We start from the raw sequence: 24221 nt of genomic DNA on the forward strand, positions 1-24221 counted from the left end.
CATGACAAGCTACTTCAGATCGTCCCTATGTGTAGTAGCCGCTCACCCTTTTTGACTATCGTCATGTATTGAAGCGGAGGCTAAGCCAATCAGCTTAGGAAGGTCAGCAGGCTGTTGAGCCGTGCCCAATACAGGGTCCACCAAGGCCCATACCGAAGGGTCGGAGAGCAACTACGAGTAGATGGACACGGAAAATCGATCGAGGGTAGGTCTCCCCAAGACAGCATCACCCCGTTAGCTAGCGGGGTAATCAGTACCGCGTACGCTGGGAATGGCACAGGATTGAGCGGTGGGTAACTCAAAACAGACCGGGTAATCTGTCCCCTATCCATAACATCGCTAAAGCAGGCTATCAATTTATTGGCATCAGCCTGGGAGAAAAACTGGGTAACGGCACGGCCAATCAGGATCGGCGGGGACTACCCCCACCCCGCTACTACCAGCATATTGAGGTGAACCAGCCCGTAATCAGTACGGCGATCTGACTCACCCTACTCTACCCGCCACTGCATGTGGGCAGTTATTAAACGTGTAATATGGGCATCAGACAAGGCACTCGACGATAATGCCGGCCTAAACATATATTAAGCGGGCAAGTCTACCAAATAACACATAGTTTCGTTTTCCATCAACCGCAGTTCCTTATCTTATAGCTCATTAAGCTGGTCTTGAAGCCTTCACATTTAGTATCGCTGTAACAAATAGTGCATTGAATCTCTCATGGCCAACAAGGTGGTCGGTTTGATTCTGCATTCCGCGCCGAGCTGCTGAGCAACCGCTCGAAGGCTAGGAGTAGCCGATGCCGAATTAAGTACGATAGGCACATCGTCAAAGGCAGGATTTCTGCCCATAGCCTGTAAGGTTTCCAGCCCGTTCATACGGGGCATGTGCAAGTAGAGAATGATCAAGTCCGACAACGGAGCCGTTGTCGTTAGGGCCTCCAGCAAAGCAGAGCCATTAAAGAAACTACTAATGGGTAGCGTGGCTCCGGTTTGGGTAACGACAGCTTTGAAAGGGGTATGCTCTTGGTGATCATCATCAACCCGCCAAATTGATTTCATAGAAGTAGCACAGGAAAAGCTCTCTCGCATAAATACCCAAGCAAACAAAGTTATTCATTGTCATAGTACCATCACTGCGCCATTGAATTTGCGGGTAGGTGTTTTGTGGGGAAACCTTGCTTGAGAACTTGTGAGTACGTGTGATCACAGGCTACCGTTACCTTTACTTTTATATTCTTGCTAGAATCGCTACCAGCTTTGTGCGCCTTTACACGGATCACCTAAGAACTTTGGCATCAATTTAGTGAGTAATTTCCGACATTGCTTGCTCAATAGCACAGATGCCTTCTACAGGATTTACTTATTTACCCGTTTCCCATCCCATTCCACAGCCGACCCTCTGCCTGTATATAAGGGCTTAGGTCCGTTGTTTGTGCCCTTGATTAATTTAATGTTAATTTATTCTCGCTTGACTTCAGCGGGCTGTTTGATAGTTGGTTGTGAATCAACGGGCAACCGGACAGTAGCCTGCTTCAGTAGTTGCCACCAAGGTCGGCTCGTTAGCTTCCTGATGCAGCGTAATGGCCCGGCCCTGTAGAGCCTTCTCCGCCTCTGGTAAAATCTCGCAGTTGTCCCAGATACCCGTTAGGAGTGTCTGGGCGTAGGAGTCGGGAAGTTGGTTGGCCACCATCAGCTGATGAGCCGTACGGTTGTCATAGGTGAAGGCGTGAAAGGTGTACCTGAATAGGCCATCGGTATCATCGAGCAGCAGATACCACACGCGGGGAGTGCCGTCGTTGGCGGGCATCCCGATGACGCCCGCGTTGAGCCAGTAACGAGCGCCGCCCCTGTCGGTAGCCCGCCGGTCAGCAAACGGTAATCCAGCGTGGCCGGCCAGGATCACCTCGGCCCCAGTAGCGGCAAAGCTCTTTTCTTTCACCGGCCAGGGCGTCGACGCGAACACAAAATCGGCGATATCGGTGGCTGCCCCGTGCAACACCCTTACCAACTTACCCGCATACGAAAAGGAGAGGTGAAGCGGCAGCGTACTCAGCCAGTCAACCGATCGGGTCGATAGGGATTGAACCGCGTAGGGAAACCAGCTGCGGGCGAACAGATCACACCGCCCCCCTTCAGCGAAGTTACAGCCGCAGTCGTCTTCGCCCCAGATGATATTCTGCTCTACGTTGCCCTGGATGGCGTGGATACCCCAGTCTTTCACAAACTGTACCGATGCTTCGGGCTGGGCGCAGTAGCCCACGATGTCGCCGGTGCAGATGATATTATCGGCTGGAATTTGACGCTGACCGGCAATGCCTCTGAGCGTCTCCAGTGCCTGCAGGTTGGAGTATGCCCCCCCGAAAACGAGCAGCCTGCCCCTGCGTGTGGCGAGGTCTTTGGTGTACAGGCTATCAGTCATCGGTCTTTTTTCGGAAAACAGTACAGAGCCCGAATACCCCGAAACAAAAACCCGTCGTGATCAGGTTCACACTGAGCAGCGCCCCGTATTTACCCTCACCCAACCGCAGGGCGTCGGGCAGGGGAAACAGCGTCAGCAAGCCGCCCAGCACCAGCCCACCCACCACCGACAGGTGAAAGGCCAGGCGCGGCACGGGCACATGCCAGAACAAAAACACGGGTGCCAACCCCAGCACCAGCGTGCCACTGATGGTGGTAGCCGACAGAATAGCGGGGTTGAAGAACACCGGAATCGTACCCAGTACCGTCAGGACCAACATGGCCCACCGCCCCCTCGATACGCTCGGCACAGCCGCTTGGCTCAGGTCGATACTGATCAGTTTGGAAAATGAGGCCATGGCCGAATCGAGGGTCGATGAGGCCGAGGTAACCATGATGAGGTTCATCAGCAGCAGCATGGGTACGCCAAAGTACCGCGCTACGGCCACCGGTGCTTCACCCGTCAGGGCGTTGAGTTTGGCAAAGATGCCGACGAAGCTAAAGAAGAGAATGCAGAGCGCGCCGATAGCACCCGCCCAGAGGTACGACTTCAGCGTGGTGCGCGTATCGGAGATAAACCCCCGGTCGGTGAGCACCGGATCGTGAAAGGGGTAGCTGAAACATTGAACCAGCGCTACCAGCAGCAGATCGACGCCCTGCCCCAACTCCCAGTGTCCACTGCTCAGGAAGGGGGTCAGGCTACCCCCGTACTCTGGCAGGATAAAGCCCAAAATAACCGTTAGCAACACCACAAAAAGCGACAGTTGAATCACGTCGGTCATGATCGAACTGCTCATGCCGCCTTTCAGCGTGTAGGCCAGCGTCAGCAGGGTAAACACCACGATGGCTACGTAGTAATCGGTCGTACCCTGTACGCCGAAATAAGAGCCAATGACGATGGTGTTGGACCAGATTTCGTTGTAAAGCCGTATGATAATCAGGAACGTAAAAACTACCACCGCACTACGCCCAAACTTCGAGGCCAGAAAATGGTGGATGCTGCAGTAGCCCCCTTTGTTTCGCATGGACACGATCACGAAACCGGCCACCAGAAACGACAGGTAATACCCCGCGTAGGCGACGCCCCCCACCAGTCCGAAGCTGTGGCCCAGGTTGGCGGCATTGGTAATCGACTTGGCAAACAGCCAGGAAATAACCAGGCTACTCGTGAGGAAAACCGTGTTCGGGGTCCGCTCTTTGCGGGCACCTCTGAAAAATTCGGGCGCCGTCCGGGACAGAGGTGATACGAAAAACAGCGTAATGCTGGATGCCAGGACCAACGCCCACTGCAACAGGGTTGTACTCATGCGGGGGTGATCAGCGGGTAGCCCACCATACGGAAACGTTGATGCTGTTGTTTTGGGTTTTGTCAGCGGCTTTTTTGTATTGCACCGCGTTCAGCGCGCTTTCTGTGCCGGGGTAGGGCATCCGGACAGGAATCAGCCCGTTGTTGAGGCTGGCCGAGATCGTTTTCAGGCGGGGGAAACCCGTCCGGCGGTACTCGGTCCAGCCTTCGTAACCGTTGTTGATGTTGCCCAGCCATTTCTGGGTCAGTATTTGCTCAAGCGGGTTCTGTCCATTTTGGCCGTAAGCCACCTTACTGCTGGTCAAATAGCCCATCGGCAATGTCGTCTGCCAATAGTCGAAAGACTGGGTAATGCCCTGTTCGTACAGGGCCTTCGCCGAGGCGGATACCAGGCCCCGCTCGGCGGCTTCGGCCAGTAGGAAACTGGTTTCGCTAGCGGTCATGAAATTGGCATACAACCGGTCTGAAGCTTCTCGGAAGATAGCACCTGACAGCGAGTAGTCGGCAACGGAAATAGATAGTTTCGATGCATCCGGCCCATTCAACAGACCTTTGTAGGTGCCCGGCTTGGCAGAAGTTGATCGAAAATACGTCTGTATCCGGGGATCGCCCAGTCCGGTGAGTAGTTCCTCGCTGGTTTTGGCCATAATGAACAGGTTATAATCGCCGATACGGGCCGCCGACATACGGAAGTTGTTGGGCTGCGTCAGCGAAAACCGGTACACAGCGTTGTCTGTATTCGCCTTAATAAAATTGCCTTCCGTCACGATTTTTTGCAAGGCCACTTTCACGTCTACTTTTCCCGAAATGCGTACCAGCGATTTAATTTTCAGCGAGTTGGCAAACAGGATCCACTTGCTTAGGTTGCCCCCGTAGAGGATGTCGCCGTTAAGGACCGTAGCCCCTTTGTACGTGTTGATGGCCGCAATACCCTTGTCGAGGTTGTCGAGTATGCCGCCAGCCGCCGTATAGATGGATTCTTGACGGTCGTAGGCGGGCGTAATCACGCCCGTTTTTCCCTGTAGCGCTTCGCTGTAGGGAACGTCGCCGTAGAGGTCCGTCAGCATGGCGGCTATGTAGGCTTTCATGATCAGAGCCGGTCCTTCATATACCCCGAAAGCCGTATTGGCGCGTGCTTTTTGCAGCAGAATTTCGTTATCACGCAGATTACTATACATAAACGGCCAAGGATTACCGCCGTACTGCGGCTCGCTTAGGCTGTGCCGGTCGAATAGGTTGAAGTCGATGGCCGTAAAGTACTGCCCCAGCAGGTTGCCCGCCACGAAGGCTTCGTAAGACATCTGTTCGCCGTAATCGAAGAGGATTTTGCGGAACAGAAGCGACGGCTGCACGTCGACCGGCGCGTTGGGGTTCGTGTTGATTTCCTTAAAGTTGTCCGTACAGCCGGGCAGCAAGCCAGCTAGTACGGTCAGCAGGAAGATGCTATATAGTTTCCGTTTCATGGTCATTTAGTCAGTGGTCCGGTAGTCCGGTTGCCTGGGTGGTCGTATGGCTTAAAAATTCACGCTTAGTTTCACGCCCAGGTTGCGGGTAGTCGGGTAGGTCATGTCCTCGACGCCCGTCTGGAGTTGATTTTGCTGGAACGAGGTCTGCTCGGGGTCAAAATGCGGGATGTGCGAGAGGGCCAGCAGATTCCGTCCGACCAGCGCCACCGTCAGCCGCTGCATACCCAGCTTTTTGGCCAGCCAGGCCGTTTGGGGCACCGAGTAGCCGATGGTCAGTTCTCGCATCTTTACATACGAGGCATCGTAGGTGCTGTTCTCCTCGTGGTTCCGGTCATAATACATCCGGTAGTAAGTTTCGGCCGGAATGGCACGGGTGTTGGGCTGGTAGTTCGGATTTTCAGCCGTGCCACTGTTCACCACACCTTTGGCTATAATGCCCGCATCGGGCCGGTCAGCCGTTTCGATCAACTGACCCGCTACGCCCGCCAGGGCCAGCGTGCGCGACACCAGCACACCGCCCTGCCGCCAGTCGACAAGAAAGCCTAGGTTCCAGTTCCCCACGCTGATTTGGTTCGACAGACCCAGCATGAAATCGGGGTTGTAGTTACCCAGCTTCTTGAGTGTGTTGTTGGCCATGTACTGCCCGTTGCTGCCCACAATGAAGTCGCCCTGGGGACTACGCTGGTAGCCCGTCCCCCACATATCGCCCATCCGGTCGCCCTGCCGCACCTGGTACCAGACGGTCTGGTTCACGTTGTCGTAGATGCGGTTGTAGCCCAGCGTCAGGGTGCCGGCCTCTTCGGGAAGCGACACGACGGTGGTCCGGTTGCGGCTGAAGTTCAAGCTGACGTTCCATCGGATACGGCTCGTCTGGATCGGCATCGCCGTGACCACGGCCTCGACACCCTGCGACCGCACTTCACCACCGTTGATGACCCGTTCGCTGTAGCCCGTTGGGATGGCAATGGGCAGCGACAGAATCTGATTGCTGGTACGGGCGTTGTAATAGGTCAGGTCGAAACCCAGCCGGTCGTTAAAGAAGCGGACGTCGGCCCCTACTTCAACCGACGTGATCGACTCTGGTTTCAAGTTAGTATTGGCGATGATACTCTGGTCGCTGAAGGCTGGCTGCGAAAAAACCGGGTTCCGGGCGTTGAACACGCCTGTTGTCTGGTACGGATTGGTGTCGTTGCCGACATTGGCGAGGCTTGCCCGTACTTTGGCAAAGGAGACGACAGCGGGTAGTCTAAACTGATTCGACAACACCCAGCTGGCCGATACCGACGGGTAGAAGAAGGCCGTATTGGCCGTGGATGTCGGTGTGGCCAGCGCGCTTGACCAGTCGTTGCGGCCAGTGATGTCGACAAATAGCACATCTTTAAAACCTAGTTTGGCCAGGGCATACAAACTGTTGATGCGCTTGCGGCCACGCTGCTGATAGACCTCCACCGGCGAGGCCGCGTTAGTGAGTTTGAATACGCCCGGCTGCGCCAGCGTCAGGGCCTGATACTGATCGAACGAAGCCAGTTGGTCCATGCGGTTGCCCCCAGCCGCTATGTCGAGCGAGAGCGGGCCCAGACTGCGGGTGTAGTTCAATAAGAAGTCGGTATTGATCTCCCGGAATAAAACGGCGTTCTCAGCGTAAGCCCCACTCTTGAAACGGTTGCTGCTGAAGGCCCGCTGAAACTGGCGGTTCTCGCTGGAGTAGTCCATGCCGCTCCGCACCATCAGCGTCAGGTTGGTGGCTAGTCCAGCCGTGATGGCCAGATTGCCGATGAGCCGGTCGCGGTTAAACGAGTTTCGGTTTTCGTAGAGCGAAAAGTACGGGTTGTCAAAGAAGGTATAGTTGTAGGAAAATTGCTGAATACCCTCCAGCCCCGGCTGCCAGTATTGCCTCATGGGGTTGACGTCGGTCTGCCGACCCAGCCAGGCACTTAGGGCGTAATTAATGTTTTCCGACCCGTACTTGGTGGCAGGGCGATTGTCGCTGCCACTGTTGATGTAGTTGATGGATGAGCTAACTTTCAGCCTCCTGATAGGCTCAAACTGCAACCGGGCGGCCAATGTTTTGCGTTTCAAATCAACGCCCGGTATGGTCGACTGGCTGTTCAGGTCAGTGAAGGAGAGCCGGTAGCTGCCTTTATCGTAGCCGCCCGAAATGGCCAGGTTGTTGATGGCCGTATGCCCCGTCTGGTAAAAATCGCTTAGGTTGTTGGGGTGTGACACAAACGGGGTCGGGGTGATCGGAAGTCCGCTGTAGACCTGCGTGTCGGCTCCGCGCACCACCCGTCCGTCGGGTAGGGTCACGGGGCTGTCGTACTGCGGAGTCAGCACACCCGCGTCCAGCTTGGGGCCATAGCTGTACGAAATATTGTCGTTTACGCCCCCGCCCAGGCCGTTGACGTACTTGAACGCGCCACTATTGCCCTGCCCATAGCTGTTCTGAAAGCGGGGCAGCTGAAATGGCCGCTCGGTGTAGAACGTGCTATTGAAGCTTACACCGATGCCTTTACCCGCCGACGAGCCATCTTTGGTCGTGATCAGGATAACCCCGTTGGCTGCACGGGTGCCGTAGAGGGCGGCCGCACTTGGGCCTTTGAGCACTGATACCGCCGCTACATCGTCGGGGTTGACCTCCATGGCACCATTGCCAAAATCGATTTCTTGAAACCCGTTGGCATCGTCGTTAACCCGGTTGACCACCGTGGCGTTGTTGATCACAATACCGTCGACGACAAAGAGAGGATTGTTGTTGGTGAAGGACGATTCGCCCCGGATGGTAATGCGCGATGATGACCCCACGCCCGTTGAGCCGGCCGTGACCATGACCCCCGCCACCTTGCCGGCCAGATTGTCGAGAAAATTGGGCGCTTTCACGTCGCTGACCTGTCGGCCATCGACTCGCTGAACCGCGTAGCCCAGGCTTCGGGCGTTGCGCTCCAGTCCCAGCGCCGTTACGACGACCTCATCGAGCGAAACCCCCTCCGCAAATTCGACAAGCAGGTTAGTCTGACCCGTATACTGAATTTCCTGCGAATGGTAGCCCAGGTAAGAGAACGTCAGGACGTCGGCTGGCTGTAGATTAGTCAGGGTGAATGTGCCTGTGGCATTGGTGAGCGTGCCTGCTTGCGTGCGTTTTACCTGCACGGTGGCCCCCACAATGGGTTGTTGCGACGCCTGGTCGACAACCTGCCCGGTCAGTTTCTGGGCAAACGACGTGACGGATAAACAGGAAAGAAGGATGATCAGTAAAAATAACCGCATAAAATGGGAAGTAGTTAAGAAAAGAAATTATGGCAATTTACGGGATACGATGGACCATAGATGCGAAGGGATGGGTGCGAAGGAGCTAATTAGTCAAATAGCGATTAGCTCCAGCGAGGGATTAGTCCGGGTGAAATTCGAAAAAGGTGCTGTTGTCGGATCTGAGTTGATGTAGACAAACGGGTGACAGCTTATTTGATGAAGCGAGCAATCAGGCAAAAGAAGCCCTGAGTATGTTGGTCGTCTGCGGTCATCACAACCTGGCCGATATCCACGCTCAAGCCGTTGCCGAACACTATGCCCAAAAGCATGATGGAGGCATACGGCCCCGGTGACCTTATCACAAAACAGACTCAGGTTAATATACCAGAACCAGGAGTGCCATACGAATTTCCCTGGCTTTGCTGTATGGTGGGTACTATTGATTGGGGGCCTTAGCCACCTCGTCGATTAGGTGATTCTTCCAGCCCAGCGAAATTCGAACGTTTTAAGGCGATTTTGACCACTTTTTCTGGGGCGTGTCCTGCTACAATCCGTTCATCGAGCGCTTAGGCACCTGAAATTGGCGTAGTGCCTGTCAGGCCCGACGTAGGCTGAGTAGGTCACGCGCCTGACCAAAGACAGCCCTACACGGCAACGGCGGACCGTCTGTCAGCAGCAACGAGCGACGGGAGCCAGGCAGCCAGAGCAGGGCACTCGGTGCTAATATCATCATAGCGCATCGTACCCACGTAACCCGTTGACCCCGGCCAGGTTTGGGCCGATGCATCGGCTTACAACTTAGGCTCCCAGACTAGATTCGTATAATAAAGCCCACCCACCGCCGGGCCTCCGATGAAGCTGTAGTAGGGTTTATTGGCTAGGTTTGTGCCACCGGCCTTCACTAACAGGCGTAACCCTTGGAGCCGATAACTGACCTGAGCATCCAGCGTGTTGATGGCCGCCACGGTGCCCGAGGCCAGTTCCGACTGCCACAAGAACGCGTCCTGGTGTTTGTAGTTGACCGAACAGCCAAGGCCCCGCCACAGGTTGCTGGTCGAGACACTCAAATTGGTGATCCAGCGGGGGGTATTAAATGAGCTTTCCAGCCCGTCGCCGTTTTCGGCCCGGTCAAGCCGGGCAAACGAGGCATTGCCTCCTACTGACCAATGTTGGGTCAGGCTATAGCGTAACCCTACGCTGGCTCCGTAGTTGTAGACCCGCGTTTGCGAATTGGTCCAGAGCCGGTAGCGATCTTGGGTCGTTGAGGAAGAAAAATAGTAAACCAGCGAATCGGGATTTTTGCCTTTGGCCAGGTTAGCATTCACCTGGGCAATGAAATTTTGGTAAGCACTATAGTACACGTCGACCTCCATATATAGCCGTTGCCGAACGAATAACCCCTTGTAACCCATCTCGAGGCTGTTAACCTGTTCGGGTCTCAGGTAGGTGTAGGGGCTTTGTTTCAACAGCCCCTTGTTTTTCTGAATAGCCTGATCTGTCGTGAGTTTGTTGGTGTTCACATCCGTCGTGATTGCCGCCTGAAAGGCATTGATGGAGGTGACCAAGTACACATTTTCATAAATACCTTGCGACATGATGGGTAGACCACCCACCCGTTTTACTCCCCCTGAATTGATGTTGGTAAAGCCCTCAAAGAGCGAGGGAAACCGGTAACCATTCTGAAAGGACGCGCGGATGTTGTGCGCATCGGTGGGCGAATACACCACCGACAGCCGGGGGTTCAGCCGGGCATCGAAGTAGTCATTTTTGTCAAGCCTCAGCGACCCCGCTACCTTCAGCTTGTCGTCGAAAAACAGGCGGCTGAGCTGCACAAAGCCGCCCGTTTTGCCATATACCAGATTGCGGCCCGGCTCGGTGGGGTTGATGAAGTAGTTGCCATCGGGAAACACCACGTACCACCGAAGGTCGAACCCAGCCTGCATCGTCAGGCCCGTCTGTTGGCGAAACCGTTGCCAGAGCATCCGCGTGGGTTCCGCCTGTCCTTCGGCATGATACATCCAGGACTGCACCTGCAGGGCCGCCCCGATGTCCCAGTTGTTGATGGCGCGTAGCTTGGCCATCAGGTCAGTAAAGGTTGGCGTACCCGGCACCGGGCGGCCTTTGTCGGCCACGGCACGAGCATCGCGCAGGGCATCGGGCACCGGTACACCAGCTTTGGTATCAATATTGAACTGGTTGGTGAAATCGGTAAACCAACCATTATCCGTCTTGAATGATTTGTCGATGGTCTCAGCCATTGAGCGGATATTGTAGGCGTTGCCCGTGTTTTCATGAGTTTGGTAGGCCCGAATCTGCACCGATGGGGTAGTCAGGCTCAGGCTGTGCTGATCGAGCCGGTAGTGGTCGAGCCGGAAGCGGTTGGTGCGCTGGTAGACATTATCCAGCGTCGCACCCTGGTAGGTGTAAGCCAGTTCAAACCTGGGCGAAAAGCGGTAGTGTAGCGCGATATCACCCCGCAGGTTTCGCAGGCGGTAGTCGGTCACCTCGGCTTCATAATACCCCGTTCGACCCACACTGTAACGTTTGCCACCCAGCGTCAGCGTGCGTCGATTGGCCGCTTCGTTGCCGTAGCCGTTGACTGGGTCGTAGGCCGGGTTATCCCCCCCCATCAGCCCCAGCGACGCATTGCCATTGGGGTTGAGATCATCACGGTTGCCGGCCACCCAGTCGTAGCCCTGCTGATAGATCAGGTTTACTTTAAAAGCGAAGCGATTACTCAGCCCATGAGCGTAGCGAAGCGAGTTTTCAGCATAGAGCTTGGCCCCAACGGCGGCATCGTCCACGTGGCTAAGGCCTGTTTTTTGCCCGATGCTCAACCCCGGCGAATCAAAGGGATTGCGCGTCAGCACGTTGACCAGGCCGTTGAGCGCATTCAGGCCGTAGAGCGCTGAGGCCACGCCCGGCACGAGTTCCACCTGGCGAATGTCTAAGTCCGACGGGGCCAGCGCGCTGGCAATGGGTGCGCCAATGTGGGGGGCCTGGTTATCGCGCCCATCGACGAGTTGCACGAAGCGAACGTTGGTGGTCGCGGCAAAACCCCGCGTGTTATAGACCTTAAAACCCAGGCTAGAGGTGAGCAGTTGAACGCCCTTAAGATTTTCAATGGCATCGAAATAAGAGGGCTGGGCTGAGAGCTGAATGCGCCGGGCATCGATCACCTCAATACTGACGGGTGATTGGAGAATGCTTTCCGATACGCGGGAAGCCGAGATCACCACGTCATTGAGTTGAATGCGGCTTAGCGAATCATTGGGGGTGATAGTGCTGTCAGGCAGGATCGCCGCCTGTAATGGGGCGCTTGTCAGCAGCAGAGCCAGGAAAAGATAGTTCATAGACGGTCGTTATTTCCAAACAAATATAACCCTCTGGGCGGTTGAATGGGGCAAAATCCCATGATTTGAGCGGAGTAACGGAGGAAGCGAGGCGTTTCAAGTTGGCAGCCGGGCTAATTCATCGCGCAAAAACTGCTGGAACCGTTCCTGTATCGCCCGATAGTGGGTCAGGTACGTCTCGCCCTCGGCTGTTACCACAGCGCCACCGCCCTTCTCGCCCCCGGTTTGGGTGATTACCAGGGGGTGGTCGGCCTGTTGGTTCATCGAATGCACCAAGGTCCAGGCTCGTTTATAGGACATATGCATGGCTTGGGCCGCTTGGTTGATCGAGCCTGTCCGCTGAATATGCCCCAGCAGTTCCAGCCGCCCAATGCCCATAAAGCGTTCGGTCCCTTTCTCCGAAGTAGTTTCCAGCCATATGCGGCCATTCAGGGTTAGTTTGTTCATCACAACTAGTGGTCAAAGTGCTTGATAACACGCATCTATCTTTCTAAAGCGGGACGAATGTATCGTCTATTTGCTAACCGCCTACTACGGACACACTTGGGCTGTTTAGTTTACCGCGATACCAGTAAACTGGCTAGGGGTTCCTGTCACGACGATTCAGAAACGGTATGCGGAACCAACCTGCTGACGAACCATACTTTGTTAAGCCATCCGATCGTTATATTTGAGCAGCTATAGCGACCACGCTGTTTTCAGGCGCCCGCAATCCGACTTCTTCTCGGCAACACCAACCTCTACCCATGAACCCTGATCGGTCCCTTCTAAGTCTCTCTGCCCATCTGGCATCCTGTCGTTGCAAGCTTGTCATGGGGCTGGGGCTACTGGTCAGCGTCAAGACCAGTTAGGCACAAACCGTACAACCTTACGGGTGAGGTGACCCGACCACTCAATCTCCAGGTAGGTGATTTACACTCAATGCCCCACCACGAGGCAAAGGCGACCGACCGCGATAGCAAGGAGCATCAATACGGCGGCATTCCCCTCATCGATTTATTCCAGCAGGCGGGGGCTACCGTGGGTGGTGACTTACGGGGTGCCAACCTGATGAAGTACGTCGTCAAAGCGGTCGACGGCTACCAGGTGTTGCTGGCGCTGCCCGAGCTAGCCCCAGACTTTACGAGTCGGACGATTTTGCTGGCCGACCGGGTGAATAGTTCGCCTTTACCAACCGGGGCTGGACTCTACCGGCTCATTATGCCCGGCGAGAAAAAGCCCGCCCGCAGGATTTGGCAAGGCAACGTCATTGAGGTACGCGTGACTCAGTAAACGACCCCGTGCCGACGTCCCATCAACCCGTTGCCTCCCCTACCGGCTGATGAAAAACCTGGTCGTCCTACTGCCCGGCTGGCCGAGTTGGCTGTTGGCGAAACCACTCCGGGTGACAGTCGAGGCCAACGCTCAGTTTGTGATGGCATCACTGAGTAAAAGGAAAAGAAGACAAAGCGGATGACTTTCACTCCACTCCACTCCATTAGTGCCAAAATGCATCGAAAAATAAGCAGGTAATTCCAACGGTACGGCAAAACTTGTCGGTTTCGGAACGATGTTGATCACTTTTCAAGAGGCCTAGCCTACTGTGAGGGGTTGATCTTTTAGGACAGTATCATTGTCCCATCTTGATTTCCATACCATCATCGCTTTCGCACTGGCGGCAATCTCCTGCGCAGCACGTCGAGTCATTGAGCCTTATTCGTACCGCTTTAACTACCCCTTGGCCAGCACCCAAACGTGCCCAAGTTCATGGCTGATCACTCCGCTGGCGGCCAACGCCTACTCACCTAAAAAATAAGACTGGCCGTTTGCGTAGTCACATAGCTACGCTTATATTTGTAGTCAAATAGCTACATAATGCAGTTAAGACGTGACGTGTTCCAGGCCATTGCCGACCCCACCCGCCGGGCTATCCTCTTGTTGGTCACCGCCCAGGCCATGACTGCCGGGGCCATCGCCGCCCACTTTGACACCGCCCGGCCAACCGTGTCGAAACACCTGCAAATCCTCACCGAATGTGAACTGCTCCAGCAGGAGCAAAACGGTCGCGAAATGTTTTACCGGTTGAATCCTCAGAAAATGAAAGAGATCGCGGACTTTATCGCGCCATTTCGGGCCTTGTGGGAGGAGCGGTTCAGCAAGCTCGAGACGCTCATGAAAAGCTACCAAGCAACTGAATAGACCCCTATGGAGTCGAAAACGACCATTCAGGCCCAAGCTGGCCGGCAAGAACTACGCATTACCAGAGCCTTCGATCTGCCCGTAGAGCTGCTCTTCAAAGCCCACGTTGAGCCAAGGCTGGTCGAACAGTGGATGGGTACGAAAGTGCTCAGATTGGATAGTAAGCAGCACGGCAGTTGGCAGTTTGAAACGACCGATCCGGCGGGAAACAAACACGGTTTTAGTGGGGTCATTCACGAGTTTGTCCCCAATCAAAAAATTACGCGGACGTTTGAGATGCAAAACGCGTCGGCGGTCAAACTGCCCGTTCAGCTTGAGTTTTTGGCCTTTGAGCCACTTACCGCCCACACCAGCCAACTCAGCATCCACATCGTGTCCGGTCAGTAGCCGACCGGGATCACTTGGTACAGATGCCTTTTGCGCAGGGATTAAACCAGGCGCATAATCGCTTGCAGCAATTGTTGACCAACGTAAACGAAGTGAACGATGAACAAAAGATATAACCTCATCTATTGGGTAGCCACGGGCTTGTTAGCTGTTGGCATGGTGGCGCAAGGGGTGGCGCAAGTAGTTCATACAGCGGGGTATGCCGCTATCATGACTCATTTAGGCTATCCCCTCTATTTCCTGACCATTATTGGCACCGGGAAGCTGCTTGGCACCGTGGCGATTCTACTTCCAGGCTTCCAACTGCTCAAAGAATGGGCTTACGCGGGCTTTTTCTTTGTCATGTCAGGCGCAGCCACTTCTCACCTGGCTACGGGTGAATCAGTGACGGCCGTGCTACCCTCGCTGGTATTGCTCAGCCTGATTGTGGTATCGTGGCAGTTCCGACCTGCCGACCGAAAAGTAAGCTCACTTAATCCATTCCAACGCGATGAACAAGCGACTGTCTCCACAGCAGCATGACGAACTGCTTCAGGTATTAACTGCCCGTTTTGACAAAAACAAACATCGTCATACTGCCGTAGACTGGGCTAATGTACTAGCTAAGCTGGAGGCCAACGCCCAGAAACTGTGGTCGCTCTACGAGATGGAGCGTACCGGCGGGGAGCCGGACGTCGTTGGCTACGATACCCAAACGGGCGAATACCGGTTTGTTGATTGCTCGGCTGAAACCCCGAAAGGCCGCCGAAGTCTTTGTTATGACCAGCAAGCCCTGGCGTCAAGAAAGGAACACAAACCTGAGCATAGTGCCACGGAAATGGCTTCGGATATGGGGATTGACCTGTTGTCTGAAGACGAATACCGTCAGTTGCAGCAACTGGGCCAGTTCGACTCAAAAACGTCGAGTTGGCTCAAAACACCGGTTGACATCCGAGCCCTTGGCGGGGCGCTGTTTGGGGATCTTCGCTACGGTCATGTGTTTGTTTATCACAACGGAGCAGACTCTTACTACGGTAGCCGGGGGTTCCGTAGCTCACTAAAAGTTTAAGTGCCTGTGGCTAGCCGCAACAACGCCCATCACGAGGGGGCGTCCTGACCAAAAGGGTGATTTCGCCAGTACAACCACGGCCACCAAAAAGCCGTGTTCAGATTCTGCTGGTGCGGCTTTTTCAGAAGCTGATTATTTCGGTACACTCGACTTACTATACAGTACGTTAGTGAGTGAGCTAGTAACGGATGAGGTTACCTCTGAACAGTGACAAGTTTATCAGCGGCACGATTGAGGTGCTACTAAGTGTCGACCCAATGATCAGCCAGAAAGGTCGTTTGTGTTGAATAAACGGACTTTCTGGCAAATGATGCCCGTTTCCAAGTTGTATAAGGCTTTTCAGCGTTCCAAGACACAAAGCACGAGCAGATTGACGACACAAAGCGTGAACACTGACACACTGAGCTTAGCGAAGAGGCCGTTTGTTTGATCTTTTTCAAACGAACGTTATGCGCCTTCATCTTTTTAAACGCATTGATCAGGTACGTACCTATTATTTCAATGCTGGTATACTAACGGTGCTCGGTTGCTTCAAATTAAATGACCCCTCCCCTACCGCCATTGCCGAGCAATTTAAAGTCAGCGCGATCACGGCAGAACCTGGCTTCGTCCTTGGGCCACCGTTTGGTACAGTTACCGACGTAGCTGCCTTCTATCAGCAGCTCACCGGTACGACCTGCCTCTCAGATATTACGCTTTCCCTGAACGCTGACGGTTCATCGGCCATCAACAATCCAGCAACTTGCCGGAACGCGGGCGATGCGGGTTCGTTCGCTGGTTTTAGTGGGGCGCGTTGGGGCGTAAACGGCGGTACGCTGACACTCACGGCCCCCAACGGCACAACCACCGACTACGGTGTTATCCGCGATGGGAATAACCTACGGCTGACTCGTCAGCAGCCTATACCAGGCAGTTCGTCCTCATCAACCGTAACCACGGTGTTGAGACGTTTGTAATCCAGCCCGGTACCTAACGCGACGATCTTGTTTAGGACGGAGGGCGGCAACTCAAATCGTTGAGGATTTCGCAGTGCCGCCCCTTCGTCTAGACAGAACTCTACTAAGCTGACATTTTCGAAGGACGTTTGGGGGTAATAACGTTCAATGAAAAACAGCCGACGCGGGTCCAGATCGAACTGCCGAACCACCTCGTTGGCAATGGTTTCAACGTTTTCGGTGACCTCGATTCCGTCGCTACTCTCTGTTGCAATTACCACATTCATTGTCCTGCACACCTCTACACTACACTGGCATACGTCAAACGCTGCGCTTCTGTATTCCAAAATGTGGGATTCCATGTTTATCAGTACGGTTGAGTAAGTAAGTTATACGGGCAACTCAGCGATGAACTGATCTAATTTAGGCGCACAATCGCCCAGAATACGCCATGCATCAAGACAGCGGTTGTAACCTCAATTAGAGCTATTTGCAGTCATCGCATAGTCCCAGCCCTGAGACAATTCTACGCACAAAAAGAATTATTGAACGGCATACGTGCTGTCTCGGCCTGTTTTCAGGACAAACAGTACTTCCAGGGATACAAACCCGGCCTCAATTTTCACAACAAAAACTTATTGGTAATTGAGGGTTGCCCAATACTCTACTGAATTACTATATTTAAGATCGCATTATACACAAATAAGAGCAATGTCAACTCAAACGTTTGGGTCTGAACAGGCGATCCTGTACCAGTATGGCTCGTTGTCGCTATGCGTGTCTTCGGAAGCGGATGAACGGGCGGTTGCTTTGCTGCAACAAACAACGTACGGAACGGATGGGGTACGTTACCGCCAAACGGGCCAAGAGGTTAAGATTCATCAGCTTCATCATCCCTATTTTTTTCACCTGTATATCCAGCAGGAGCTGATTGGTTTCTATTGTTTAGACCAGCGGCTGATCGGGTTTCCAACGGCTTCGTTTGCTGGCTTTTACGGACGTTACCTTGCTGTTCGGGAAGACTATCAAGGTAAAGGCTACGGGCGACTTCTGAAAACAGTTGCTGTTAATTATATCAATCTGCACTTACCGGTCCCCCACCTCTTGTATTCGTATATCGAAGCCAAAAATACCCGCTCGATGGCGGTTTCCCTACGGCAGAACTTCACGTCGGTTGCGCAACTGAAAACATTCATGTTCAGGCGTTTTTCACCCAAGGTTGATGCCCGGTTTAACGTAGCCTCCTTAACTGATCCGGCTCGTGTCTTAGAGTTAGTACAAGCTCAATACGCGGAATATGGCTTTCAAAACTTTTTAAATATCAACTATCAAAGCCAGTACTTCACACTTGAAGAAGATGGTCAGATTCTGGCCGGGGTGCAGGCAAATCCTATTCTCTGGAAATTGGTGCACATCCCTGGCAAGCTAGGACCGCTACTTCGGAACGTGGCTCCTTTCTTACCTGGTCTGCGTCGGTTCTTCAATCCCGCAAAGCAGACGTTCATAACGCTGGAGGGCGTTTATATCGCAAAGGGCCGGGAGGAACTGCTACCAACTCTGCTGGAAAGTGTTTTGGCGCACTTCAACGCACACACGGCCATGTGGCAAATTGACGAGAATGATCCGCTCACACAACTGCTCAACCATCGACGGATGGGCCTCTTAAGTCAGTTTCAGCCGGACGTAATCACCCACGTCATGGTTAAGTCAGTCGATCTACCATCAACGATTATACCGGGGAAAGATCCGGTATACGTTTCCAATTTTGATTATGCTTAAGAGCAATCAGTAGCTGGTTATCGACACGTACCTCGGCCAATTAGTTGATTAACAATAGACCGCTGACTATGAACCAAGCTGAAACTTCGCTCAAGCAGTTACTCGAACGTTCCCGACAGCAATTAACCCAGCCCTTCTCCAACGTTCAGCGCCGACTGCTCTACGTTATCAACACAACGTACCTGGCCTTAACACCGATCTTTCTCATCAGCGAGAAACTGGCTACCGGCTCCTACGTACCCGACAGCAGGCTGTGGTTCGTGTACGGCTTTGTTTGGTTTGCCAACCTTATCTCAGGTATCTACGCCTTCCTGAGCTTGAGGGACAACCGATTAACCGTTCTGGGAAAACGGTTTGATTTTTCAAGCCTGCAACGTGACTCTCGCATTGAGCGATTCTTACGCTGGATAAGCGTGTTATCAGTAATGCTGATGAGCACCGCCAACATGATGGGCATTGGAAATCCATCAACGGATGCTATTCTAACCGATTTTGCGTTAGCCCACTCGCTGATTGTTCTATCCGCTATGATCCTCGGGCGGACGGTTATGTTGACCTGGTCGGTCATTGTGTTGGCTATATTAACATACGTTACGTTCGGCCAATTGGGCTATTCTTACCGATTTAACTACCTGACACCGAATGAGTCTGTTCGGTACGAAAGAGCCTTGGAGCAAAAGCAAGTCTGGGCGCTCAATCGACAGGCGGTACTCAACGCTAATCATCTCAATCCGCCGCAGGCCTCGCGCTACTTCAACACATGGTTTATTTTTATTACGGTAGCTACCGCGACCGCTTACTTCTTCGCGGGCATCGCACTCGATCTGTTCAAAATTATACCGGAGGTTACCGACGACATTAAGGATGCCATTGCTGCAACTAAACAGGCTGAGGAACGACGTTTGTTGCAGCAGCAGGAAACCCTCAGCACTGAACTTAAGGCCTTAAAAGCTCAGGTCAACCCGCATTTTTTGTACAATACGCTAAACTACTTCTACATTAAATCGCAAGAGGTTGATCCTGAACTGGCTGAGTCAATCATTAAACTGTCCGAAATCATGCGGTACAGTATGCGCGAGGATTTCAATTCGGCAAGGCTATCCGATGAAATCAACTATATGCAGCAATTCATCAGCCTGCATCAATTACGCTATCCGATGCATATGAATTTCACTGTCAGTGGCGACGTCGAGACTAAGAATATACTTCCCTTCCTGCTGATTGGTTTAGTCGAAAACGCCTTCAAACACGGTAACATGACGAACCCCGCCCATCCGTTTATTATTGACGTAACGGCGGAGGCAGACCGCATCGACTTTTTTACAAAGAACCTGAAGAACAAAAAGAAGCGTGTGGAGAGCACGAACATCGGACTGCAAAACACCCGGCAACGGCTGGAGCGTGCTTACAGTAATTACACGTTCGATATCAACGAAACCGATGACACGTTCTCTTGTCATTTAATCATCTACAATTAATGGCTATGACCTGCTTAATCCTTGATGACGAAGAAATCTGTGTCAATCAATTACGCCGATACATTGAGAAGGTGCCAACCCTATCGCTCAAGGCCTTTTTTACCGACCCCAACGAAGCTCTATTGTACTTGGAGACGGACAAAGTTGATGTCATTTTTTTGGACATGGAAATGCCCAACTACGATATCGATGGCTTGGACTTCGTCCGCATTATGGGTGATAGGCAACATTATATTTTCACTACGGCTTATCCCGAATATGCTCTACCAAGCTACGAATACAACGCCATTGATTTTCTCCATAAGCCTTACTCGTTCGAGCGGTTTATGAAAGCCGTTCAACGAGCAAAACAGTTGTTGGGGATATCCATACGAGATGATGCTTCGGCCACTGACAGCTATATGTTCATACGGGTAGAAGGCAAACTACAGCGAGTCGATTTTGATGACATCTGCTGGGTTGAGAGCGAACGGAACGGTATCTGGTTTTACACCGAAACTGACCGTTTTAACTCACCATTGACGATTAGCGATGCTGAAACCCGCTTACCAAAAAACCAATTCGTCCGCATTCATAAATCGTATATCATCCCTGTAAGCAAAGCTGAGGTCATCGATAAGGATACCCTCTGCATCCGGCGACAGGGAAAGCTTCACGAAATACCTATAGGCGACACCTATCGTAAAGAATTCATAAACTCCATTGGAACTAAGATCATGAAGAAGTAAGTGATTGAACTTAATTCGTTTTTTAGGGCTTGCCTGTTAATCTTTGAACAAGTTTGTGGAGCCCAGACAGCGAATGATTGCTTTATTGGCGCCTCTCAACATTCAGACGCAAAACAATTTCACAAATCGCTTACAAACCAATGAAAATGATGCATCAGGAAAATCACTTCTATATCTGAGAATGCTATAAGATGAAAATAGGATATATCCTGCTTAATTGCATCCAATGAAGATACTAGTGATCGAGGACGAGGTCAAATTAAGCTCGTTTATACACCGAGGCTTATCGGAAGAAGGCTACCGTGTAGATGTAGCGTTCGATGGACAACTGGGCTTGTCGATGGCTCTCAACGATGAATATGACGTTGTTATCCTTGATGTCAACCTGCCCTTACTGAATGGCTTTCAGGTATGCCAGCGGTTGCGGACGGACAAACCGAACGTACCGGTACTAATGTTGACGGCCCTTGGTGGCATTGCGCACAAGAAGGAGGGTTTCGGAGCCGGGGCCGATGATTATTTGGTTAAGCCATTTGAATTTGACGAACTACTGCTGCGCGTACAGGCTCTCTACAAACGATATCGGGAAGTCGGAACGCACCGCATCTTACGCGTAGCCGACCTCGAACTGAACGTAGCGACCAAGCAGGTTTATCGGGACGGGCAACCCCTGGAGTTGACCGCTCGCGAATATGCCCTGCTTGAGTATTTGATGCTCAACAAGGGACACGTCGTGTCGCGGGTAGATATCGCTGAGAAGGTCTGGGAGTTGAACTTTGACACCAATACCAACATCATTGATGTATACATCAACTACCTGCGCCGAAAGATTGATAAAGGCTTTGGTACGAAGCTTATTCATACGGTTGTGGGCATGGGGTACGTGATGAAAGAACCGAAGTAATCATGTCAATCCGTACCCGCCTGACTTTGTACTTTGCCGGCCTGATGCTGGCCCTATTGATATTGGTCTCAACGGTGGTCTATTTTTTCGACGAGCAGAGTCAGCACACTATGTTTTATAGCAGACTGCAACGCAAAGCCGAAACTACTGCCGAGGTGTACGCCCGCAAAAACCGGCGGCTGGAAGAGACCGACGCTATTCTACTCTTGACCCAGGAACAGCAACATGAAGCCATTTACGATGAGACCAATACGCTGGTGTATTCGAGCGGGCGATACGCCTATTATCCCGTTACGGCTCATTTTTTAAGCGAGATTCGCCAGAACCGACAGGTCGAGTTCTCGGCGGGGAACCGGTTAGGCGTGGGGGTCTTTTTTGAGCGTGGCACTGACCGATTTGTGGTGATAGTCACGGCGGAAGATACCTTTGGTAGGGAGCGGCTACGTGCCCTCAGAAACAACCTGATGTTAGTGAACCTGCCGGGGCTGGGACTGGTCATTGCGCTGGCCTGGCTGTTTTCGGGGCGGGCACTGAAGCCGGTACAACATCTGATTAATGAGATTCAGCAGCTTTCCACCGACCGCCTAACCGAGCGGTTGCCCACCGGCAACGGGCAGGACGAACTGGCCAAGTTAAGCATTCAGTTCAATCAGTTGCTGGGGCGGCTGGAACGTACCGTTCAACAAAACCAAGCCTTTGTTACTAACGCATCGCACGAGCTACGTACCCCACTAACCAATCTGCTCGGTACGTTGCAGGTATCGCTTTCCTACGATCAGCGACCCGACCGGTTGCGAGCTACGCTACAATCGGCTATCGAAGAGGTTCAATCACTGATTAGCCTGGCAAATAACCTACTACTGCTGGCCGAACTAAGCGTTGAAAAGCAAGCGGCCACATTAACCTTTGAACCCGTGTGGCCGACTGAACCCCTGCTGGATGCGGTACAGACGATTAACCGCAAATACCCACAACAGCCCGTCACCATCGACCTGCCCGACGAGGAAGATGACCGTCCGCTCCGCGCCCATGCTGACCTGCTAACGGTGGTCCTAACTAATCTGCTCGATAACGCCTGCAAATACTCACCTACTAATCATCCCGTTCAGGTTCGTTTACGAACGCAGTCAACGAGCGTTGAGTACGTCGTTCAAGATGAAGGCATAGGCATACCCGCCGATGCTATACCTCACCTATTTGTGTCGCTTTATCGCGCCGACAACGCCCGCCAAACCCATAAAGGAAACGGCGTTGGTTTAGCGTTGGTGCATCGGATTATTCACTTACACGGTGGCCGTGTACAGGTTGAGTCCATTGAAGGCAAAGGCACGACTGTTATGGTCTCACTACCACTATAGTCCAAGTAAAGCTACCCTGCCGATGAGTTGGGTCACATTAGAAACTTCTAATATACCACCAATGTAGCCCTAATCTCATAGTCCGACGTTTGACCCGTTCGCTGCACGGTGCAACGAACCTTCTGGCAAATGAAGGACATGAATAGGGCATCTGTTTTATACCGGTTCGGCATCACGATAGGGCTGACTATAAGTGGGCTGGCGGGGCCGACTTACGGGCAGGTCATGCCAAATGCCGGTACGCCGGGAAGACCGCTGACGCTCGCACAGGCTCTCGATCTGGCGGTGCGCAACTACCCGTCCATCCGGGGTAAGCTGGCCGAACGGCAGGCTACCGAGGCCGACTTAGCAGGTCGCCGAGCCAGTTTCTTGCCCTCGGCATCGCTGGGCGCACAGGCACTCTATGGCACCTCAAATAATGTCAGGGGGGCGGCCTTTTCCAATGAAGGCACAACCAATTCCGTTTCAAGTGGCATCAAACCCGGTGGCCCCACTGCCAACGCCGTCTGGACTAGTTTAGGGTCGCTCAACATTAATTGGCGAGCCGTTACGTTTGGTCGTAACAAAGCCGACCTGGCCGTGGCAAAGTCGGCCATTGGGCGGGCCAACGCCGATTACCAGCAGGAGTTATTTGTGCATCAGGTGCGGGTTATTGACGCTTACTTGACCGCCCTCGTTATTGACCAGACCGTTAACGTTCAAGCCGCTAATCTCAACCGCGTTAGTGCCCTACAGACGGTGATGCGGGCCAATACCCGTTCCGGTCGCCGTCCCGGCGTGGATAGTGTCCTGGCCGACGCCGAAGTGGCCAAGGCCCGGTTGCTGCTGCTGGAAAGCCGCCGAATGGCCGAACAGCAACGCGTACAACTGGGGCAGTGGCTGGGGCAGCCCGACGCTCAATTCCAGCTCGATACCGCGACCTATCAGGGGGGGCTGCCACCAACCCTTGTCGGCTCGACGGACCAACTCATTAATCATCCGACGCTGGCTTTTTTTCGGCGGCAGATTGACGTAAGCCAGGCGCAAGCGGAAGCCATTCGCCGAACGTACCTACCGACAATTTCGCTCAATACATCGTTCTGGGCGCGAGGGTCGGGAGTTAGCGATGTCACTACGCCGGAGGGCAGTTTTATCTATAATTCGTCGCCGGGTGCCGGGTTGCCCTTCCGAGTGGCCAACTACTTCGTGGGCGTCAGTACGTTGTGGCGGTTTAGCGACGTACTCCGCACCCGGCAGGAAACCAAAGCGCAGGAGTTACGCGCCGTAGCCGATCAGCAACGCTACGACGAAGAAGCACTCCGGCTCCGGGCGCAGCTACAAACGTCAGAGCTCCAACTCCAAAACGCCTACGAAGCGGCCCGGCAGGCACCCGTGCAGTTACAAGCCGCCCAGGCCGCTTTCGGGCAGGCGCAGGCTCGCTATACGGCGGGGCTATTCAACATCTTCGAGTACACGCAGGTCTTTACGTTGCTCAACCGGGCTGAGATCGACCAGCTCGTTACGGTCAACAACGTATGGCGGGCCTTGCTGCTCAAAGCGGCTGCCCAAGGCGATTTGTCAGGTTTTACAGCACCGACCACCCGATAACCTCTTCTC

At 53.3% G+C, this 24221-nt stretch carries 19 protein-coding genes; 12 read left to right on the forward strand and 7 right to left on the reverse strand.

Annotated features, from left to right (window positions below; genetic code table 11):
* Positions 1 to 683: 683 nt before the first annotated feature.
* The 7 genes from J2I47_RS07260 to J2I47_RS07290 form a co-directional block, all read right to left on the reverse strand.
* Entirely contained in the window at positions 684 to 1061 is a 378-nt protein-coding gene (locus tag J2I47_RS07260) for a response regulator (protein WP_207363910.1), read from the reverse strand.
* A 445-nt stretch (positions 1062 to 1506) separates the two neighbouring features.
* Positions 1507 to 2421 (reverse strand): metallophosphoesterase family protein, encoded by a 915-nt coding sequence (locus tag J2I47_RS07265; protein WP_207363911.1) that lies wholly within the window; start codon positions 2419 to 2421, stop codon positions 1507 to 1509.
* Complete coding sequence (locus J2I47_RS07270) at positions 2414 to 3766, reverse strand: sodium:solute symporter family transporter (protein ID WP_207363912.1); 1353 nt, start codon at positions 3764 to 3766, stop codon at positions 2414 to 2416. The genes J2I47_RS07265 and J2I47_RS07270 overlap by 8 nt, the downstream gene beginning before the upstream one ends.
* A gap of 10 nt (positions 3767 to 3776) precedes the next feature.
* Entirely contained in the window at positions 3777 to 5228 is a 1452-nt protein-coding gene (locus J2I47_RS07275; RefSeq protein WP_207363913.1) for a SusD/RagB family nutrient-binding outer membrane lipoprotein, read from the reverse strand.
* Positions 5229 to 5279: 51 nt separating this feature from the next.
* Positions 5280 to 8495 (reverse strand): SusC/RagA family TonB-linked outer membrane protein, encoded by a 3216-nt coding sequence (locus J2I47_RS07280; protein ID WP_207363914.1) that lies wholly within the window; start codon positions 8493 to 8495, stop codon positions 5280 to 5282.
* A 773-nt stretch (positions 8496 to 9268) separates the two neighbouring features.
* Positions 9269 to 11830 carry a TonB-dependent receptor gene (locus J2I47_RS07285; RefSeq protein ID WP_207363915.1) on the reverse strand — a complete coding sequence of 854 codons (2562 nt, stop codon included), beginning with the start codon at positions 11828 to 11830 and terminating at the stop codon, positions 9269 to 9271.
* Between the two features lie 96 nt (positions 11831 to 11926).
* Positions 11927 to 12277, reverse strand: a complete 351-nt coding sequence (locus J2I47_RS07290) for a winged helix-turn-helix domain-containing protein (RefSeq protein WP_207363916.1) — start codon at positions 12275 to 12277, stop codon at positions 11927 to 11929.
* Between the two features lie 432 nt (positions 12278 to 12709).
* Here J2I47_RS07290 and J2I47_RS07295 point away from each other — a divergent pair, with 432 nt between their 5' ends.
* The 12 genes from J2I47_RS07295 (at position 12710) to J2I47_RS07350 (ending at position 24212) form a co-directional block, all read left to right on the forward strand.
* The gene (locus J2I47_RS07295; RefSeq protein ID WP_207363917.1) at positions 12710 to 13102 is read left to right on the forward strand and encodes a molybdopterin-binding protein; all 393 of its coding nucleotides are present in this window, start codon (positions 12710 to 12712) and stop codon (positions 13100 to 13102) included.
* Positions 13103 to 13684: 582 nt separating this feature from the next.
* Positions 13685 to 14008, forward strand: coding sequence for an ArsR/SmtB family transcription factor (locus J2I47_RS07300; RefSeq protein ID WP_207363918.1), 324 nt, complete (start codon positions 13685 to 13687; stop codon positions 14006 to 14008).
* A gap of 6 nt (positions 14009 to 14014) precedes the next feature.
* The gene (locus J2I47_RS07305; RefSeq protein WP_310587638.1) at positions 14015 to 14395 is read left to right on the forward strand and encodes an SRPBCC domain-containing protein; all 381 of its coding nucleotides are present in this window, start codon (positions 14015 to 14017) and stop codon (positions 14393 to 14395) included.
* Positions 14396 to 14494: 99 nt separating this feature from the next.
* Positions 14495 to 14917, forward strand: a complete 423-nt coding sequence (locus J2I47_RS07310) for a DoxX family protein (RefSeq protein WP_207363919.1) — start codon at positions 14495 to 14497, stop codon at positions 14915 to 14917.
* Positions 14886 to 15443: a DUF4256 domain-containing protein gene (locus tag J2I47_RS07315; protein WP_207363920.1), complete on the forward strand. Its 558-nt coding sequence runs from the start codon at positions 14886 to 14888 to the stop codon at positions 15441 to 15443. Before J2I47_RS07310 ends, J2I47_RS07315 begins: the two co-directional genes overlap by 32 nt.
* Before the next feature lie 449 nt (positions 15444 to 15892).
* Positions 15893 to 16399 carry a hypothetical protein gene (locus J2I47_RS07320; protein ID WP_207363921.1) on the forward strand — a complete coding sequence of 169 codons (507 nt, stop codon included), beginning with the start codon at positions 15893 to 15895 and terminating at the stop codon, positions 16397 to 16399.
* 690 nt (positions 16400 to 17089) lie between these two features.
* On the forward strand, positions 17090 to 18157 hold the full coding sequence (locus J2I47_RS07325) for a GNAT family N-acetyltransferase (protein ID WP_207363922.1): 1068 nt from the start codon (positions 17090 to 17092) through the stop codon (positions 18155 to 18157).
* 68 nt (positions 18158 to 18225) lie between these two features.
* Complete coding sequence (locus J2I47_RS07330; protein ID WP_207363923.1) at positions 18226 to 19635, forward strand: sensor histidine kinase; 1410 nt, start codon at positions 18226 to 18228, stop codon at positions 19633 to 19635.
* 5 nt (positions 19636 to 19640) lie between these two features.
* Positions 19641 to 20363 carry a LytR/AlgR family response regulator transcription factor gene (locus J2I47_RS07335; RefSeq protein WP_229374379.1) on the forward strand — a complete coding sequence of 241 codons (723 nt, stop codon included), beginning with the start codon at positions 19641 to 19643 and terminating at the stop codon, positions 20361 to 20363.
* 226 nt (positions 20364 to 20589) lie between these two features.
* Complete coding sequence (locus tag J2I47_RS07340) at positions 20590 to 21267, forward strand: response regulator transcription factor (RefSeq protein WP_207363925.1); 678 nt, start codon at positions 20590 to 20592, stop codon at positions 21265 to 21267.
* 2 nt (positions 21268 to 21269) lie between these two features.
* Positions 21270 to 22625 carry an ATP-binding protein gene (locus J2I47_RS07345; RefSeq protein ID WP_207363926.1) on the forward strand — a complete coding sequence of 452 codons (1356 nt, stop codon included), beginning with the start codon at positions 21270 to 21272 and terminating at the stop codon, positions 22623 to 22625.
* A gap of 138 nt (positions 22626 to 22763) precedes the next feature.
* A complete protein-coding gene (locus J2I47_RS07350) occupies positions 22764 to 24212 on the forward strand; it encodes a TolC family protein (RefSeq protein WP_229374381.1) in 1449 nt (482 codons plus the stop codon).
* Positions 24213 to 24221: the final 9 nt, after the last annotated feature.

Origin of the sequence: Fibrella rubiginis, assembly GCF_017353185.1 — a bacterium.
Taxonomy (GTDB): Bacteria; Bacteroidota; Bacteroidia; order Cytophagales; family Spirosomataceae; genus Fibrella; species Fibrella rubiginis.

Bases quoted from the DNA above. Each gene is read 5' to 3' on its own strand.
- J2I47_RS07260 (WP_207363910.1), bottom strand. From the start codon at position 1,061: ATGAAATCAATTTGGCGGGTTGATGATGATCACCAAGAGCATACCCCT.
- J2I47_RS07265 (WP_207363911.1), bottom strand. From the start codon at position 2,421: ATGACTGATAGCCTGTACACCAAAGACCTCGCCACACGCAGGGGCAGG.
- J2I47_RS07270 (WP_207363912.1), bottom strand. From the start codon at position 3,766: ATGAGTACAACCCTGTTGCAGTGGGCGTTGGTCCTGGCATCCAGCATT.
- J2I47_RS07275 (WP_207363913.1), bottom strand. From the start codon at position 5,228: ATGAAACGGAAACTATATAGCATCTTCCTGCTGACCGTACTAGCTGGC.
- J2I47_RS07280 (WP_207363914.1), bottom strand. From the start codon at position 8,495: ATGCGGTTATTTTTACTGATCATCCTTCTTTCCTGTTTATCCGTCACG.
- J2I47_RS07285 (WP_207363915.1), bottom strand. From the start codon at position 11,830: ATGAACTATCTTTTCCTGGCTCTGCTGCTGACAAGCGCCCCATTACAG.
- J2I47_RS07290 (WP_207363916.1), bottom strand. From the start codon at position 12,277: ATGAACAAACTAACCCTGAATGGCCGCATATGGCTGGAAACTACTTCG.
- J2I47_RS07300 (WP_207363918.1), top strand. From the start codon at position 13,685: ATGCAGTTAAGACGTGACGTGTTCCAGGCCATTGCCGACCCCACCCGC.
- J2I47_RS07305 (WP_310587638.1), top strand. From the start codon at position 14,015: ATGGAGTCGAAAACGACCATTCAGGCCCAAGCTGGCCGGCAAGAACTA.
- J2I47_RS07310 (WP_207363919.1), top strand. From the start codon at position 14,495: ATGAACAAAAGATATAACCTCATCTATTGGGTAGCCACGGGCTTGTTA.
- J2I47_RS07315 (WP_207363920.1), top strand. From the start codon at position 14,886: ATGAACAAGCGACTGTCTCCACAGCAGCATGACGAACTGCTTCAGGTA.
- J2I47_RS07320 (WP_207363921.1), top strand. From the start codon at position 15,893: ATGCGCCTTCATCTTTTTAAACGCATTGATCAGGTACGTACCTATTAT.
- J2I47_RS07325 (WP_207363922.1), top strand. From the start codon at position 17,090: ATGTCAACTCAAACGTTTGGGTCTGAACAGGCGATCCTGTACCAGTAT.
- J2I47_RS07330 (WP_207363923.1), top strand. From the start codon at position 18,226: ATGAACCAAGCTGAAACTTCGCTCAAGCAGTTACTCGAACGTTCCCGA.
- J2I47_RS07335 (WP_229374379.1), top strand. From the start codon at position 19,641: ATGACCTGCTTAATCCTTGATGACGAAGAAATCTGTGTCAATCAATTA.
- J2I47_RS07340 (WP_207363925.1), top strand. From the start codon at position 20,590: ATGAAGATACTAGTGATCGAGGACGAGGTCAAATTAAGCTCGTTTATA.
- J2I47_RS07345 (WP_207363926.1), top strand. From the start codon at position 21,270: ATGTCAATCCGTACCCGCCTGACTTTGTACTTTGCCGGCCTGATGCTG.
- J2I47_RS07350 (WP_229374381.1), top strand. From the start codon at position 22,764: ATGAATAGGGCATCTGTTTTATACCGGTTCGGCATCACGATAGGGCTG.